The organism is Clostridium sp. BL-8 (assembly GCF_002006495.1).
GTDB lineage: Bacteria > Bacillota > Clostridia > Clostridiales > Clostridiaceae > Clostridium.
This window is the reverse complement of record NZ_LZZL01000062.1, coordinates 19,010-36,932: the sequence shown is the minus strand read 5'-3', so window position 1 is coordinate 36,932 and position 17,923 is coordinate 19,010. Positions and strand designations below refer to the sequence as shown.

12 protein-coding genes are annotated in these 17,923 nt (G+C 29.1%); 10 read left to right on the top strand and 2 right to left on the bottom strand.

All coding sequences use genetic code 11. The annotated features are described in order from the left end of the window. The 4 genes from CLOBL_RS19175 to rho form a co-directional block, all read left to right on the top strand. The coding region (locus tag CLOBL_RS19175; RefSeq protein WP_143323894.1) for a non-ribosomal peptide synthetase at positions 1-5,807 on the top strand (5,807 nt) is incomplete at its 5' end. 392 nt (positions 5,808-6,199) lie between these two features. After that, positions 6,200-6,505, top strand: coding sequence for a hypothetical protein (locus CLOBL_RS19170; protein WP_009168119.1), 306 nt, complete (start codon positions 6,200-6,202; stop codon positions 6,503-6,505). Between the two features lie 170 nt (positions 6,506-6,675). Then, a complete protein-coding gene (locus tag CLOBL_RS19165; protein WP_077860485.1) occupies positions 6,676-8,286 on the top strand; it encodes a CTP synthase in 1,611 nt (536 codons plus the stop codon). Positions 8,287-8,579: 293 nt separating this feature from the next. After that, positions 8,580-10,043, top strand: a complete 1,464-nt coding sequence (rho, locus tag CLOBL_RS19160) for a transcription termination factor Rho (RefSeq protein ID WP_077860484.1) — start codon at positions 8,580-8,582, stop codon at positions 10,041-10,043. Between the two features lie 43 nt (positions 10,044-10,086). Here the strand turns inward: rho and CLOBL_RS19155 are convergent, their stop codons facing one another. Together CLOBL_RS19155 and rpmE are read right to left on the bottom strand one after the other, a co-directional pair. After that, the gene (locus CLOBL_RS19155) at positions 10,087-11,193 is read right to left on the bottom strand and encodes a glycosyltransferase (protein ID WP_009168122.1); all 1,107 of its coding nucleotides are present in this window, start codon (positions 11,191-11,193) and stop codon (positions 10,087-10,089) included. 189 nt (positions 11,194-11,382) lie between these two features. Further along, on the bottom strand, positions 11,383-11,592 hold the full coding sequence (rpmE, locus tag CLOBL_RS19150; protein ID WP_009168123.1) for a 50S ribosomal protein L31: 210 nt from the start codon (positions 11,590-11,592) through the stop codon (positions 11,383-11,385). 189 nt (positions 11,593-11,781) lie between these two features. Between rpmE and CLOBL_RS19145 the strand changes: the two genes are divergently transcribed. The 6 genes from CLOBL_RS19145 (at position 11,782) to rpiB (ending at position 17,898) form a co-directional block, all read left to right on the top strand. Continuing rightward, positions 11,782-12,369, top strand: coding sequence for a thymidine kinase (locus CLOBL_RS19145; RefSeq protein ID WP_009168124.1), 588 nt, complete (start codon positions 11,782-11,784; stop codon positions 12,367-12,369). Between the two features lie 23 nt (positions 12,370-12,392). Beyond that, positions 12,393-14,153 carry a peptide chain release factor N(5)-glutamine methyltransferase gene (gene prmC, locus CLOBL_RS19140; protein WP_077860483.1) on the top strand — a complete coding sequence of 587 codons (1,761 nt, stop codon included), beginning with the start codon at positions 12,393-12,395 and terminating at the stop codon, positions 14,151-14,153. A 273-nt stretch (positions 14,154-14,426) separates the two neighbouring features. Next, positions 14,427-15,509, top strand: a complete 1,083-nt coding sequence (prfA, locus tag CLOBL_RS19135; protein ID WP_009168126.1) for a peptide chain release factor 1 — start codon at positions 14,427-14,429, stop codon at positions 15,507-15,509. A gap of 136 nt (positions 15,510-15,645) precedes the next feature. Next, complete coding sequence (locus CLOBL_RS19130) at positions 15,646-16,233, top strand: hypothetical protein (RefSeq protein ID WP_077860482.1); 588 nt, start codon at positions 15,646-15,648, stop codon at positions 16,231-16,233. An 85-nt stretch (positions 16,234-16,318) separates the two neighbouring features. Continuing rightward, positions 16,319-17,368, top strand: a complete 1,050-nt coding sequence (locus CLOBL_RS19125; RefSeq protein WP_077860481.1) for an L-threonylcarbamoyladenylate synthase — start codon at positions 16,319-16,321, stop codon at positions 17,366-17,368. 80 nt (positions 17,369-17,448) lie between these two features. Continuing rightward, the gene (rpiB, locus tag CLOBL_RS19120) at positions 17,449-17,898 is read left to right on the top strand and encodes a ribose 5-phosphate isomerase B (RefSeq protein WP_077860480.1); all 450 of its coding nucleotides are present in this window, start codon (positions 17,449-17,451) and stop codon (positions 17,896-17,898) included. The last annotated feature ends 25 nt before the right edge of the window (positions 17,899-17,923 follow it).

The following is a 17,923-nucleotide window of genomic DNA, read 5'->3' as shown; positions in this document are numbered from 1 at the left end:
TAGGAAGAATAGATAATCAGGTAAAAATAAGAGGCTTTAGAATAGAAATTGGAGAGATAGAAAATAAATTCCTAAAAATAGAAGATATAAAAGAAGCTGTAGTAATAGCTAAGAAGGATAAGAATGAAAATGCGTATTTGTGTGCATATATAACAACAGAAAGAGAACTAGATGTATCAAGTATAAAAGAAGAATTGGCTAAAGAGCTTCCTAATTATATGCTGCCAAAGTATATCATGAAGATAGACAAGCTTCCATTGACACCAAACGGTAAAGTTGATAAGAGAGCTCTTCCAGAAATAGACATGTCTAAGGTAGCACAGACAGAATATAAAGCACCTGAAAGCGAGACAGAAAAAATTTTAGTAGAAGCATGGAAAGCTGTATTAGAGATAGAGAGAATAGGAATTAATGATAATTACTATGAATTGGGTGGAGATTCAATAAAATCAATACAAATAGTATCAAGGCTGCATAGTTATGGTATTAAGCTCGAAATAAAAGATTTAATGAAGTATCAAACAATAGAAGAGCTAAGTAAACATGTTAAGTATAGTAATGTTAAAGCAGATCAGGGAGTAATTGAAGGAGAAGTATATCATTCACCAATACAAAAATGGTTTTTTGACAATGAATTTGCAGTGGAAAATCATTTTAACCAAGCATTTATGTTTGACAAAAATGATGGGATAGATGAACAAATATTAAAAAAAGCCTTCATAGAGATAATGAAACATCATGATGTATTAAGAATGATATATACAAAGGAAGATAATAAAATTAAACAAGTAAACAGAAATATAGAAAAAGTAGAAAATATGTTCACGTTAAATGTATATAATTTAGAAAATGCAGAAGATTACAAAACAGAAATAGAAGCTTTAACAAACAAAATGCAGGAAGGCATGGATTTAGAAAATGGAATTTTAGTGAAACTTGGTTTATTCAAAACAAGTGAGGGAGACCACTTACTCATAGCAATACATCATATGATTATTGATGGTATATCATGGAGAATATTACTTGAAGATTTAGAAAATGCTTATGGAAGTGTAGAAAGTGGAAAAGTAGTAGTGTTACCAGAAAAGACTACGTCTTATAAAGTTTGGGTAGAAAAGCTTAATGAATATGCTAATAGTAAAGAAATGCTTAGAGAAAAAGAATATTGGAATAATGTAACTAACATAGAGATTAAAGAGCTTCCAAGGGACTTCAAAAAGTGTGAAAGTACTGTAGGAGATAGTAAAAATATCATTATAAATTTATCAAAAGATGAAACCGAAAGGATCCTTAGAGGGACAAGTACAGCGTATAATACAGAAATAAATGATATACTTCTTTGTTCATTAGGATTAACTATTAAAGAATGGTCCAAAAACGAAAAAATTCTTATAGGGCTTGAAGGTCATGGAAGAGAAGAAATAATAGAGGATGTTTCGATAAATAGAACATTAGGGTGGTTTACATCTACATATCCAGTGATTTTAGATATGAAAAATAGTGATGATATTGGATACTCAATAAAAAATACAAAAGAAACTTTAAGGCATATACCAAATAAAGGTGTTGGATATGGAATTTTGAAATATCTAACCGATCCTGAGAATAAGAAGGATGTTTGTTTTGAGTTAAATCCTGAAATAGGATTTAACTATTTAGGGGAATTTAGTGAAAATAATGCTGAAAGTTTATTTAAGTATTCTAAGATATCAATTGGAAAGACTATTTCAGAAGAAAATAAAAAATTAAATAATATTGAGATAAATGGTTTTGTAGTGGATGGAGAACTAAAATTCATATTTAATTATAGTATTAAAGAATATAAAGCTGAAACAATAGAGAAGCTAACAAAATTATATACAAAAAATCTGCTTGAAATTATAAAACACTGTGAAAGCATAAGAGAAACAGAAAAAACACCATGGGATTATGGAGATAGAGAATTAAGTATAGAGGATTTAGATACAATACTATCATACAAAAAAGAAATAGAAAAAATACACTCTTTAACCCCAATGCAGGAAGGCATAATGTATAATTCAAGGATCAATAGAGATTCTAATGCGTATTTTGAACAAAGTATATTTACAGTAACAGGGCCATTAGATATAGAAATATTGAATAAGGCATTTAATAAACTTATAGAAAGATATGAAATACTAAGAACAGCATTTTTCTATGAAAATATAAGTGAGCCTAAACAAGTAGTTTTAAGAAATAGAGAATTAAAGATATGCTATGAAGATATAAGTAATCTGGAAGAAAATAAAGAAGAATATTTGGAAAGATTTAAAAAGAAGGATAAAGACAAAGGATTCGACTTAACTAATGATTGCTTAAATAGATTATCGGTAATAAAAATCGATAGCGATATATACAAGATAGTATATAGTTTTCATCATATAATTATGGATGGATGGTGCCTAGGCATAATAATAAACGACATAATAAATATATATAAATTAATATCTAAAAACGAAGAAATAGTGTTTGATGAAACAGAACCTTATAGTAAGTATTTAGAGTGGCTAGATAAGCAAGATAAGGCATCAGAATTAAGCTATTGGAATAATTATCTTTCTTCATATGAGCAAGAGATTAATATACCTAAGCTTGAAAATGCAGCTGAGGAATTTGTAAATGAAGAAGAGGAAATTATAATTAGCGAAGATTTAACTTATAAATTAAAGAGTATGGCAGAAAAAGGATCTATAACTTTAAATTCTGTTATCCAAACAGCTTGGGGGGTATTGTTGCAGAAGTATAACAATACAAATGATGTAGTATTTGGTTCTGTTGTTTCTGGAAGACCAAGTGAAATTAATGGTATAGAAAATATAGTCGGATTATTTATAAATACAGTTCCTACTAGGGTAAAAGGGGAAGATACTATAGAATTCATAGAGCTTGCAAGAAAAATAAATGAGAATTTTATTGAGGCAAATTCGCATAGTTATTGCTCTTTGGCAGAAATACAGGCTTTAACAAGTATGAAAAATAATCTTATTAATCATATTGTAGCCTATGAGAATTATCCTATTGATAAGGAAATGTTAAATTCTAGTATAAGCAGTGAATCAGGGATTAAAATAATAAATAACGTTGAAATGTTTGAACAAATAAATTATGATTTTGCCCTTATAATAATTCCAGGTAGCAGCATGACTTTGAAAATAAAATATAATGGTAGTGTTTATAATAAGGAAATAATAAGGCAGATAATAAAGAATCTATGTAATGAATTAAAATCTGTAGTTAATAATCCAAACATTTTAATACAAGATATAGATATATTAAATGAAGAAGAAAAAAATAAACTATTAAATAACTTCAATAAAACAAAAATGGAGTATCCAAAAAATAAAACAATAGTTGATTTATTTGAAGAACAAGTTAAGAAAACACCAAGTAATATAGCAGTGGTATGTGGAAACAACAAGTTGACATATAAAGAGCTTAATGAAAAATCCAATGCTTTAGCAAGGGTTTTAAGAGGAAAAGGTGTAGAAGCAGAAACAATAGTAGGAATAATGATAGATAAATCATTAGAGATGCTGATTGGAATAATGGGAGTCTTAAAAGCAGGGGGAGCATATTTACCCATAGATCCTGAATATCCAGAAGACAGAATAAAGTATATGTTAGAAGACAGTAATACAAAAATACTTTTAACACAAAACAAATTATTAGAAAGTATAAGTTGTGCTGGAGAAACTATAGATTTAGAAGATAATAAATTATATGAAGGAGAAAATAGTAACTTAAATAATAGAGGAAAGTCAAGTGATTTAGCATATGTTATATATACTTCAGGAACAACTGGAAAACCTAAAGGAGTAATGGTGGAACAAAAAGCTCTTGTGAATTTGTGTTTCTGGCATAATGAGTATTACGAAGTAACAGAAAAAGACAGGGCAACAAAATATGCCGGCTTTGGTTTTGATGCATCAGTTTGGGAAATATTCCCTTATATTATAGCTGGAGCAGCATTGTATATGATAGATAAGTCTATAATGCTCGATAAAGATGCACTAAACCAATATTATGAGGATAATAAAATAACAATAGGCTTTTTACCTACACAAATGTGTGAGGAATTTATGAATTTAAAGAATAAATCCTTAAGAAAACTATTAACTGGAGCAGATAAGTTAAAGATTTATAAAAAGCAGACTTATGAATTAATAAATAATTATGGACCAACAGAAAATGCTGTAGTTACAACAAGCTTTAAAGTAGATAAAAATTATAGAAATATACCAATAGGAAAGCCAATAAGTAATTCTAAAATATACATATTAGGAGATAATAATACCTTAATGCCAATAGGAACATGTGGAGAATTATGCGTTTCAGGAGATGGGCTTGCAAGAGGATACTTAAATAGAGAAGAGCTAACAAGAGAAAAGTTTGTAGATAATCCATTTGAACCAGGAACTAAAATGTACAGAACAGGAGATTTAGCAAGGTGGCTTCCAGATGGAAACATAGAATATCTAGGAAGAATAGATAGTCAGGTAAAAATAAGAGGTTTCAGAATTGAAATTGGAGAAATAGAAAATCAGCTTTTAAAAATTGACGGAGTAAAAGAAGCGGTAGTGTTAGCTAAGGATAATGAGAATTTAGATAAGTATCTTTGTGGATACCTAACAGTGCAGCAGGAAGTAACAGTTACATCAATCAAAGCAGAACTTTCAAAAGAATTACCATCATATATGATACCAAGCCATATAATTAAAATAAATAAACTTCCAATAACGCCAAATGGAAAGGTAGATAAAAAATTTCTTGAAGAAATAGCTGTTACGCAGATATCGGAGAGTGAATATGAGGCTCCAAGGAATGAGATAGAAAAAAATCTAGCAGCTATATGGGAAGATGTATTAGGAATTAAGAGAATAGGAATAAATGATAATTTTTATGATCTTGGGGGGCATTCATTAAAGGGAACTATATTAAAGAGTAAAATAAAAGAAAGATTAAAAATAGACATACCACTTAATATAATATTTACAAAACTTACTATAAGAGAGCTAAGTGAATATATTGAGAAGGGTGAATATACTCCAGAAGATTATGTTATTTTTAACGAGCATGCTAACAAAACTATTATATGTTTTCCTCCATATATGGCATATGGTTTCTTGTATAGTGGAATTGCTAAAAGAATTAAAGATTATAAAATGTATAGTTATAATTTCATCCATAGTGATAATCTAATTGAAGATTATGTTAAAAGAATTACAAGCATAAATAATGATAAAAAATTCGTGTTTTTCGGATGGTCTGCTGGAGGGCGATTAGCAGTTGAGATTGCGGATAAAATGAATAAAATGGGATATGATGTAACAGATATAATATTAATGGATACTATGCCTTTAAACTTCAACAAACAAACTGCTGATGAAAGTAATAAGCATAAGATATCTAAAGAAAGAGAAGCACAATTTGCAGCTGAAAATATGGAAGAAGTATTAAAGTTCATATCTCAAAATATGCCAGAGTATCTGGAATTTATAAAAAATGATAGTGAAGCACAGGAGAAAATGACAAGATATTTAGAATATTATAATTCATCTAGTGATGTTAAGGGTATTTCTTCAAGATTACACTTGATTTTGATACCAGATGAATGTAGAGAGATGGGAGATCTTGATAATAATACAATCTATAATGCGTGGAAACAAATTAATGAGGACTTGATTACATATAAAGGATCTGGAAAACATGAAGATATGATTAAAGAGAATAATATTGATTATAACTCCAGTGTCATATTTAATATACTAGAGAAAATAGAATTCTAGAGGTTTATAATGGAAACTTATAATGTGAAAATTTCAGATATTGATTAAAGAACCTTAAATAACTTAAGCTTATTGATTGATTCAGAAAAAAGAAATAAGATTAAAAAAATTATCAGTAAGATAGATCAAAAAGGCTTAATTTAAATGTTTGGTTTTCATGTAAGTCCATCATCAATAAGATAATAAAAAGCAGATTAAGGGAGCATCGCAAAATGATTAAGTTTTAATCAGGAGCGATACTCCTTTTTTTATTTAAAACAATAAATTTTTAAATCTCTAAAATGTAGCATCTTTAACACTATTTTTTCAGTGTATTAAAAATTGAATAAAGGTTTTTTTAATTGATTAAAAATGGATAATTGAGGATATAATTTGAAGAGGAGGAAATATATATGATAAATAAATTGAAATATATAAAAATATTAAGAAATGTTTGTGATTACTATGGAATTAATGAAGAAAAATTCATAGAATTATTAAAAGATAGAGATAATAAATATATTTTACTATTAGTTTTAAAAAATAATCACTGTCTGGAAATTGATAAGATTAAAGAAGTTTTTAATTTGAAAACATCTAGAAGCATAAATAATAATCTAAAATTGGCAGAAGAAAAATTACTGGCTAATAGATATTTTAGAGAAAGGTATTTTGAATTAGAAAACACTATAGAAAAAAGCGAAATGACTAATTTATAAAAAAAGACTAGATATTCATCGTAAGATGTGATATGATATTACCTATGTTATTAAGCAACACAAATAACCCATATTGTATTTTATGGGGTAATTTACATTATAGCATTAAGTATTAAAAAAGTCAACATTAAAATGAAAATGTGATTTTATTTAACATAGGGAGGATAAAAATGAGCACTAAATATGTTTTTGTTACGGGTGGAGTTGTATCTGCATTAGGTAAGGGGATAACGGCAGCATCCCTCGGAAGATTATTAAAGAATAGAGGGGTGAATATCTCTATTCAAAAGTTTGACCCATATTTAAATGTGGATCCAGGAACAATGAGTCCTTATCAACATGGAGAAGTATTTGTAACTGATGATGGAGCTGAAACTGATTTAGATTTAGGTCATTATGAAAGATTTATAGATGAGAGCTTAACACAAAATTCAAATGTTACAACTGGTAAGATATATAGTTCTGTTATAGAAAAAGAAAGAAGAGGAGAATATCTTGGAGGTACAGTTCAAGTAATCCCCCATATAACAAATGCAATTAAGGATAAAGTATATCAAGTAGCAAAAGAAAGAGATGTGGATGTAGTAATAACTGAAATTGGTGGGACTGTTGGAGATATAGAATCACAACCATTTTTAGAGTCTATCAGACAAATAAAGAGCGAAGTTGGAGCAGAAAATGTATGTTATATCCATGTTACTTTAGTGCCATACTTAGGAAAAGCAGGGGAGCTAAAGACAAAACCTACGCAACACTCTGTAAAAGAATTAAGAATGATAGGTATTCAACCAGACATAATAGTTTGTAGAACTGAAAAAGAATTATCGGATGATATAAAAGCTAAAATTGGATTGTTCTGTAATATAGATGGGAAATCAGTAATTCAAAATTTAGATGCAGAAAATTTATATGAAGTGCCATTAATGCTTCATGATGAAGGGTTAGATAATCTAGTTTGTGAAAAATTACATTTAGGATGTAAAGATATTGATAATTCAGAATGGATTGACATGGTTAAAAAAATTAAGAATCTTAAGAATAATGTTAAGATTGCATTAGTTGGTAAATATGTTGAGTTACATGATGCATACATATCAGTTGTTGAAGCATTAAGTCATGGTGGATATGCTAATGATGCTAATGTTGAAATTGAATGGGTTAATGCTGAAAGCTTAGAAACTGGAAACGTGGAAGAAATTCTTAAAGATGTAGATGGAGTTCTAGTGCCTGGAGGTTTTGGTGATAGAGGAATAGAAGGTAAAATATCAGCAATAAAATGGGCGAGAGAAAATAAAAAGCCTTTCTTAGGAATTTGTTTAGGAATGCAATGTGCTGTAATAGAATATGCAAGAAATGTATTAGGATATGAGGGAGCCAATAGTTCAGAAATAAATTCAAATACAAAATATCCAGTGATAGATCTTATGCCAGATCAAAAGGATATAGAAAATCTTGGTGGAACAATGAGACTTGGAAAATATCCTTGTAAATTAGATCCAGACAGCAATTCCTATGAAGTATACAAAGAAGAATTAATTCAAGAAAGACATAGACATAGATATGAGTTCAATAATGATTATAGAGCACAAATAATTGATGCTGGAATGAAGATTGTTGGAACAAGTCCAGATGAAAGATTAGTAGAAATTGTTGAGGTTCCAGAACATCCATGGTATGTAGCAGTTCAATTCCATCCAGAATTGAAATCAAGACCTAATAAACCTCACAAATTATTTGTAGGCTTTATTGAAGCAGCAGTAAAAGAAAATCAATCAAAGTAAAAAGTAAATTGTATTAATATTTGTATTATTATATAATAAATATTAAAGATAATAATTTTGGGGACTGGTAAACTTTTTAAAAGGTTACCAGTTCATAATATATGAAGAATGAAAGAGCAGGCAAATCAACTTTATTGTAGAATGAGCTAAAAATAGAAAGTAGATTCAAATGAAATTCTAAAAGATTATATCACATCTAATTATCTTACTATTAAATTTTCCGATTAAAATAAAATTGAAGTTAAGAAAGAATGATTTTTATAGATTGCAATCTATAAATTGGAGGTGCGAACTTGACAAAACAAGAATATGAGAGTATGACTTTAACGAGTTTAAAAGATATTGCTAAAAAAGCAGGTGTCAAAAATATATCAAAATATAAGAAAAATGAATTGATAGAAGAGATATTAAAAACTTCTAGTAATTTTATAGAAAAAGATGGTGTGATATTAAGAGAAAATATATCCCCTAAAATTTCAAAAGATATTAAGGATGACACAATAGATAAAGAAAATAAAGAAGGTACTAGAATAAACAACAATAATACAAGAGTAAATAATTACTCAGAAACAAAAGTAGAAAATAATAATAGTGAAAACACTGAAAAAAAAGAGAATTTAAGAGAAATGATAAATGAATCCAATGTCATTAAAGGTATTTTGGAGATTTTGGAGAATAATAGTTTCGGATTTTTAAGATGTAAAAATTATTTAACTAGCAGCGATGATGTTTATGTATCACCATCTCAAATTAGGAGATTTAATTTGAGAACAGGAGATGAGGTTGAAGGAAAAGTAAGAGAGGCCAAAGAAGGAGAAAAGTTTAAAGCTCTTTTGTTTGTCCAAAAAGTTAATGATGAACATCCTGAAAGAGCAATAGGTAGAAAATCATTTGAAACGTTGACACCTATATATCCAAAAGAAAGATTAAGGTTAGAAACTTCAGATAAAAACGATTTGGCATCTAGATTGATGGATATAATTTGCCCTATAGGTAAAGGGCAAAGGGGGATTATAGTAGCACCGCCTAAAGCAGGTAAAACTACGTTGCTTAAAAAAATTGCTCAAAACATATCTAAGAATTATCCAGATGTTAAATTAATAGTTTTGTTAATAGATGAAAGACCAGAAGAAGTTACAGACATGAAGAGATCAATAAATGGTGATGTAGTTTATTCGACTTTTGATGAAGAGCCACAAAACCATGCTAAAGTATCACAAATGGTCTTGGAAAGAGCCAAAAGAATGGTAGAGCAGGGCAAAGATGTTGTTATTCTTCTGGATAGTATAACTAGACTTTCAAGAGCTTATAATTTAACAATAACTCCTACAGGCAGAACTTTATCGGGAGGACTTGATCCTGGGGCGCTTATAATGCCTAAGAAGTTTTTTGGAGCAGCTAGAAAAATTGAAGAAGGCGGAAGCTTGACAATACTTGCGACTGCACTTATTGAAACTGGATCAAGAATGGATGACATGATATTTGAAGAATTTAAAGGAACAGGAAATATGGAAGTTCATTTAGATAGAAGGCTTCAAGAAAGAAGAATCTTCCCAGCTATAGATATATATAAATCAGGAACTAGAAAGGAAGACTTAATTCTATCGAAAGAGGAACTTGATGTAGCCTTTTCTGTAAGGAAAATAATGTATAAAGATGGAAATTCTGATGACATTACAGAAAATTTAATTAATATGTTATCTAAAACGAACAATAATAAAGAATTTATAAATGTTTTTCAAAAGAGAAATCAATAATGTAGCAAAAAAGATGATCCAATAAAATTATTGGTCATCTTTTTTAACTATTTGAAATTAAATTATCAGCTATCTGAACTATTTCAGTTAGTGAATAAGTTGATGATAATTTATTCAATTTTGATTTCATTTGAGATAATTCATCAGGATTATCTATTAAATGATTTATGGAATCATTTAGTTTACTTATATCTTTTACGTAAATTGAATATCCTTCACTAGTAAGAAAGTCTATATTCTCAGTCTCTTGTCCTGGAATAGCAAAAGGAATTACTAGAGGAATGTTTTTTACTATTGATTCAGTAACTGTTAAACCACCAGGTTTCGAAACTATTACATCACAATAATCCATTAAATAAGATATATCTTTTGTAAAACCTATTATGTGAAGCTTTTTATTCTTAAATTCTCTATCATTACAGTATTTTAGTAATTTGTTTTTTAAGTTTTCGTTTTTGCCACAAACAACTGTAATCCTTAGTTTGTTTGGATTTTTTAATAATTCCTTAAGAACTGTAAAAATAGTATCCAAGCCTAAACTTCCGCCCATAAGTAATAAATTGAAATATTCATTATCTTTTAGAGTGTCAACAGATGTAACATCTGTATAGAAATTATTACGTATAGGAATTCCTATTGGATAAATTTTATTAGGATTTATATTTCTTCTAACTAATGATTGCTTAGTATAATTACTTCCGGTAATATACACATCAACATAAGGGTCCACATATAAATAATGAGCTTTAAAATCTGTAACTATTAAAATGAATGGAGCTTTTAATCCATGTTTTTTTAAATCCGAAATTACACTAATGCTAAAAGAATGACTGGCAACAATTACATCAGGGTTTATTTCATTAATTAGTTTTGCAACCTTTTTTCTTGCAAAATAAAAAGGATATTTTAAAAGCTTGTTGATATATTTAGAATCAGTTAGATTGTATATAGCTCCATAGGTTTTTGGAAATTTAGAAGCAGACATTTCATAGCCAAATACAATTATATCATTAAGTAACCTACTATTCTTAGCAAGGAAATCCAGCTTCGTAATTTCATAACCAGCACTTTTAAAAGATTCTGCCACTGAAGTAGCGGCTTGATTATGACCTTGTCCTGTAGAAGTTGTTAAGATTAAAACTTTTTTCATTAAAGTCACTCATTTCAAATGTATTATATTACATAGTTTACCATCTTTATTATATAATTTAAATATTAATTAATGCTTATTAATATATTAATATTATATTAATTTATAAAAAGTATTAATTAATTTGTATACTAATAAACTACAATAATTTAAAAAAGGGGAAAGACAAAGTCTTTCCCCAAAGATCTATTACTTGTTGCCAAGGTTGAATCTCTTGTTGAATTTATCAACTCTTCCACCAACGTCAACAATTTTTTGTTTACCAGTGAAGAATGGGTGGCATTTAGAGCATATTTCAACTTTTAATTCTGATTTAACAGAACCAGTAGTGAAAGTGTTTCCACATGCACACTTAACCACTGCATCGTGGTGGTATTCTGGATGTATGCCTTCTCTCATTATTTTTCACCTCTTTCAATTATATAAACTTATGTTAATTATTCAATAACAACCATTAAATTATAGCATAGTAGATTTTTAGCGTCAATAAATAATTTGAAGCTATAAAAAAATATCTTTTTATGAATCGCATTAAATGATATAATCGATTATGATACCTTGAATTGAAAAAAGGAGAGAATTTTAAAAATGAGTAAATTATATTTTAGATATGGTGCGATGAATTCAGGTAAATCAACACATCTAATGCAAGTTGCTTTTAATTATGAAGAACGCGGTATGAAGATTATTATTGTGAAGCCAAAGGTTGATAGTAAAGGTGGAGAAAAGCTTATATCTAGACTTGGAGTAACTAGAAATGTAGATTTATTAGTTTCTGAACATGATAATGTTTTTGAAACAGTACATAATTATCTAAAAAGAAACGAAGAAATACACTGCATATTAGTGGATGAAGTACAATTTATGAAAAGCGAACAAATAGACCAGCTGTTCGAAATTGCGGTTAAGCTTAATATTCCTACTATATGCTATGGCCTTAGAACAGACTTTAAAAGAAACGGATTTGAAGGTAGTACAAGACTATTGTTGTTAGCTCATAGTATAGAAGAAATGAAAACAATATGTGCATGTGGTAAGAAAGCTATATTTAATGGTAGAAAAGTTAATAATAGATTCGTATTTGAAGGAGAGCAAATTGCAATTGATGAAGAAAATGATATTCAATATGAATCATTATGCGGGGAATGTTATTATAAATATAAAGAAAAAATATAAAAGAGAGTAAGTGATTATAATATATGAAAAGACGTGACGTTGGGGGGCAAGCAGTTATAGAAGGCGTTATGATGAGAGGAAGTAAAAGCCTTGCAACAGCTGTAAGAACTCCAAAAGGAAACATAGAAATAGATTTGAAAGACAATGGTACTATAACTAAAAAATATCCGATTTTGAACATACCTCTTCTTAGGGGATTTTTTGTTCTTATTGAATCAATGAAGGTTGGGATGGACTCTCTTAATTATTCAGCTTCTTTTTTGGAAGATGAAAGCGAAGAACCGTCAAAGTTCGAAAAGTGGCTTGATGACAAATTGGGTGAAAAAGCGAACAGTGTTTTGATGGCTATAACAATGTGCATTTCATTTATTTTTGCCATAGGTCTTTTTATTGCATTACCAACTGGAATAGCATCCATATTTAAAAGTACAGGTACTTCTATTATAGTATTACATTTAATTGAGGCAGCTATAAGAATAACAATTCTTGTACTATATATGTATTTTATAAGTAAGCTGAGTGATATATACAGGGTGTTCCAATATCATGGAGCTGAGCATAAAACAATATTTTGCTATGAAGCTATGGAAGAGTTAACTGTAGAAAATGTCAAAAAGCAATCAAGATTACATCCAAGATGTGGAACGAATTTTTTGTTTTTGGTAATGTTTATTAGTATAATAGTTTTTTCTTTTACTGGCTGGGGAGGAATTGTTCAGAGATTAATACTCAGAGTTGTTCTAATACCAGTAGTTACAGGGATAAGTTATGAATTAATAAAATGGCTTGGTAAAAATGATAGTTTATTAGCTAAAATAATAGCATATCCTGGACTTAAACTGCAGCTGTTAACTACTAAAGAACCTGATGATTCTCAAATTGAAGTTGCTATTGCTTCTTTAAAAGCAGCAGAAGGTATAAAGGATCCTAACAAAACAATTGAAGAATTACTTTGCACAGGTACATCTACGCTTAAAGAAAAAGGCATAGATACAGCCAGATTAGATTCTGAGTTGTTACTAGGAAATATAATTAAAAAAGATAGAGTCTATTTAATTACTCACAAGGAAGAAGAAGTTAATGAGGAAGATACTAAAAAATATTTTGACTTAATTGAAAAGCGAAGAAATAAAATGCCGGTAAAATATATTTTAAATAAGTGTGAATTTATGGGGATTGACTTTTATATTGAGGAAGGTGTATTGATCCCTAGAAGTGATACAGAGATACTTGTTGAAGAAGTTCTTAAAAATATAGAAGAAAATGATGAAAAACAAATATGCGATTTATGTTGTGGCTCAGGGGCCATTGGTATAGCGTTAGCAGGTTTTAGGCAGAATATAAAAGTCGATTTAATAGATTACTATCCTATTCCAGAGAAGGTTTCACTTATTAATATACAAAAAAGTAGTTTAGAAAATAGAGTGAAATTTATAAAAAGTGATTTATTAGAAGAGGTCATAAAAAGCGGAAAAATATATGATATCATAGTTTCAAATCCTCCTTATATTGAGGAAGAAGAAATAAGTAAACTTATGGAAGATGTTAAAGATTATGAACCTCATACTGCTTTAAATGGAGGCTCTGATGGTTTGGAGTTCTATAGAAAGATAATTAATCAAAGTGAGCATGTATTAAAAAGAGGTGGGATATTAGCATTTGAAATAGGTTATAATCAAGGAGAAGCGGTAAAATCTTTAATGGAAGAAGAAAATCTTGAAGATGTAAAGATAGTTAAAGATTTTGCAAGTTTAGATAGAGTTGTTATTGGAATTAAGAGTTAAAAATTAAAAAAATGCAAATTTTAGGAAGAAAAATTGGATATCTTTAAAAAATAAATATATTATGTTGCAATTAACAATTTACGATGTACAATTGATAATGAAGAATAAAATCTATATTAAGGGATTTTTAAAGAAAATTTAAGGTTTTTATATTAAGTTATCTCATGTAAATTGTAAATTAAAGTAGGCCACTTAGTTCTAACTCATAATTGTTAACTGAACTAGTTCGTGGTATAATGAAATGATATGAAAAAATAAGTACGGAGTGATTAGATGTTATTAGATAAATTAGAATTTATAGAAAGTAAATATGATGAATTATCAGTAAAAATAAGTGATCCATCAATTATGCAGAATCAGAATGAATGGAGAAAACTTTGCAAGGAACATGCTGATTTAGAGATTATAGTTAATGCTTATAGAGAATATAAGAAAGTCACAGAGGATTTGCAAGACAATAAAGAAATGTTAAGCAGCGAAAGTGATAAAGAAATGAGAGAAATGTTAAATGAAGAAATCTCTGATCTTACAAATAAGGAAGTAGAATTAGAAAACAAAATACAGATTTTATTATTACCAAAAGACCCTAATGATGAAAAAAATGTATTCGTAGAAATCAGAGGGGGTGCAGGTGGTGAGGAAGCAGCATTATTTGCATACAATTTATTTAGAATGTATACAAGATATGCTGAAACTCAAAGATGGTCTGTAGAGATAATGAGTTTAAATGAAACAGATCTTGGAGGCTTCAAGGAAGTTGTCTTTATGATTAAAGGTAATGGGGCTTATTCAAAATTAAAATATGAGAGCGGAGTACATAGAGTACAAAGAGTTCCTGATACTGAATCAAGCGGAAGAATTCATACATCAACTGCAACAGTAGCAGTATTACCAGAGGTTGACGATGTAGAAATAGAAGTTTTAGATAAAGATGTTAGAATAGACGTATTTAGAGCTTCAGGTAATGGAGGTCAATGCGTTAATACTACAGATTCAGCTGTTAGAATTACTCACTTACCTACTGGTCTTGTGGTTTCATGTCAAGATGAAAAATCACAATTAAAAAATAAAGAAAAAGCAATGAAGGTTTTAAAATCAAGACTTTATGAACAGGCAGAAAGAGAAAGAGCAGAAGGAATAGCTGAAGATAGAAAGAGCCAGGTCGGAACAGGGGATAGAAGTGAAAGAATAAGAACTTATAACTATCCACAAGGAAGAGTTACTGATCACAGAATAGGGTTAACTTTATATAAGTTAGATACGTTCTTAGATGGTGATCTTAATGAAATGATAAATGCGCTTATTACAGCAGACCAGGCAGAAAAAATGAAGTTAATGGGAAATACACAAGAATAGGCATATAAACAAGATAACAAGTCAATGTTGCAAGAAATTAGCATGCTGACTTGTTATTTTCTGAGTATGTTTAGTAACACTCAAAAAAGCCTTACAGTATTTTGTTGGGCTTTAAAAGTATATCGGGAGATTAACTATGGATATATATAAGGCGATAAAGAGAGAAAAAAAACACTTAAAAATATTTCTAATTACTATGGTTATTATAGCGTTGATTCTTCCAACAATGTTAATGATAACTGGAAGAACTAATGTGTTCTATATAAGTTATGTTATATTTATTTATCTTTTAATAGTCATATCTATTATAATTAAAATGAATTCATACAGGGTTGAATATAGATATATGACCAATAAGTTAGTATTTAAAACAGGCATTTTTGCTAAGGAATACTTAATCATATGCGATAAGGTCGCTTTAGTACATACAAATAAATCAGATTATGATTTAGAAATAGTATTAATAACTAATGTGGTTTTTAAAAATCCGGGATTGAGACCGGTGGATAAAAACTTTTTAAAAAGATACCCGCAGATAGTTGAACACTATGATGCTATTAAACAACTTAATTCTACTAAAGATTATTATTTTCAGGTAATCAGAAGAGGTGGATTAAGAAAATATTTGTTATTAGATTCAATATACAAAAATTGTGTTAAAGCGATTTATACTGATGAAAGCATTCAAAATATAAAGATAGCACGAGGGCAGCTTATAGTATAGTATATAGTATGATACAGTTCACGGTTTATGCTCAAAGGACTGTGGGATGATTTGATTGACACCTGATAGAAAGGAGATAATGTAGTTGAAAACTAAAATTAGTATGATTGAGAATACTAAGGAAGATGAAGCAAAAATAAAAGAGGCTGCTGAATTAATAAAAATGGGAGGAACTGTAGTTTTTCCAACAGAAACAGTTTATGGATTAGGAGCTGATGCGCTTAATGCAGAAGCTGTAGAAAAAATTTTTAGGGCAAAAGGAAGACCTCAAGATAATCCATTAATAATTCATGTTGCATCAAAGGATATAGAATTATATGCAAAGGAAATTCCAGAAGTAGCAAAAGAGCTTATAAATAAATTTTGGCCTGGACCATTAACAATAATATTAAAAAAGAAAGAAGTTATACCAAGTATAACAAGTGCTAATTTAGATTCTATTGGAATTAGAATGCCAGACAATGAAATAGCTAGAAAATTAATAGAATTATCTAATACAACTATTGCAGCTCCTTCAGCTAATATAAGTGGAAGGCCAAGTCCGACAGATGTTCAAAGATGCATTGAAGACTTAGAAGGAAAAGTGGACTGCATCTTGGGAGGAATAGAAAGCGATATAGGTGTTGAGTCAACAATAGTTGATTGTACAGTAATTCCACCTGTAGTATTAAGGCCAGGAGGAATAACACTAGAAATGCTTAGAGAAGTGGATTCGAGTATAGAAATAGATAGCGCTATTATGAAAAAACCAAGAGAAAATCTAAAACCTAAAGCTCCAGGGATGAAATATAAGCATTATGCACCTAATGCTAAAGTTACAATAATTTCTGGTGAAAGAAAAAAAACTGTTGAAAAAATAAAAGAAATGGTACACTATAATATAGAAAAAGGCAAGAGAGTATGTATTCTTACTGTTGAAGAAAATGCGAAAGAGTATGAAGAAGGAACAAGTATAGTTTTAGGAAGCATAGAAAATTTATCGACAGTAGCTAAAAATCTATTTGAAGCTTTGAGAAAATGTGATGATTTAGGAGCTGATCTAATCTTTGCAGAAGCATATGAAGAAAAAGGTGTGGGAATGGCTATTATGAATAGATTAAATAAAGCTGCTGGATTTGATATCGTGGAAGTTTAAACAGTTAACCTGAATATATTTTTCAGAAAGTGCTGATGATAATAGACTTAAGATTAATTAGATTTGGAGATGATTAAATTATGAAAATTGCAATTGGATGCGATCATGGCGGATTTGAATTAAAAAATGAGATTATTAATTATTTAAAAAGTGAAAATCACGAAGTAAAGGATTTTGGCACATATTCAACTAGTTCTTGTGATTATCCTGATATTGCTTTACCAGTGGCTGAGGCAGTTGCATCAAAAGAATATGAATTTGGAATACTAATCTGTGGTACAGGAATAGGAATCGGTATTTCAGCCAATAAAGTTCCTGGAATAAGAGCAGCATTATGTTCAGATACATTTAGTGCACATGCGACTAGAGAACATAATAATGCCAATATATTAACAATGGGCCAAAGAGTTGTTGGGACTGGGCTTGCTTTGGATATAGTAAAAACATTTCTAACATCAAAATTTGAAGGAGATAGACATCAAAAAAGAATAGATAAAATATCAGAAATTGAAAAAAAGTATAATAAGTAGTAAAAAAGTTTAATTCGGAGGGATA

What these genes read in the sequence shown, in the direction of transcription:
- CLOBL_RS19170 (WP_009168119.1), top strand. Translation starts at nt 6,200, where the DNA reads ATGATAAATAAATTGAAATATATAAAAATATTAAGAAATGTTTGTGAT.
- CLOBL_RS19145 (WP_009168124.1), top strand. Translation starts at nt 11,782, where the DNA reads ATGAGTAAATTATATTTTAGATATGGTGCGATGAATTCAGGTAAATCA.
- rpmE (WP_009168123.1), bottom strand. Translation starts at nt 11,592, where the DNA reads ATGAGAGAAGGCATACATCCAGAATACCACCACGATGCAGTGGTTAAG.
- rpiB (WP_077860480.1), top strand. Translation starts at nt 17,449, where the DNA reads ATGAAAATTGCAATTGGATGCGATCATGGCGGATTTGAATTAAAAAAT.
- prfA (WP_009168126.1), top strand. Translation starts at nt 14,427, where the DNA reads ATGTTATTAGATAAATTAGAATTTATAGAAAGTAAATATGATGAATTA.
- CLOBL_RS19155 (WP_009168122.1), bottom strand. Translation starts at nt 11,193, where the DNA reads ATGAAAAAAGTTTTAATCTTAACAACTTCTACAGGACAAGGTCATAAT.
- CLOBL_RS19165 (WP_077860485.1), top strand. Translation starts at nt 6,676, where the DNA reads ATGAGCACTAAATATGTTTTTGTTACGGGTGGAGTTGTATCTGCATTA.
- CLOBL_RS19130 (WP_077860482.1), top strand. Translation starts at nt 15,646, where the DNA reads ATGGATATATATAAGGCGATAAAGAGAGAAAAAAAACACTTAAAAATA.
- prmC (WP_077860483.1), top strand. Translation starts at nt 12,393, where the DNA reads ATGAAAAGACGTGACGTTGGGGGGCAAGCAGTTATAGAAGGCGTTATG.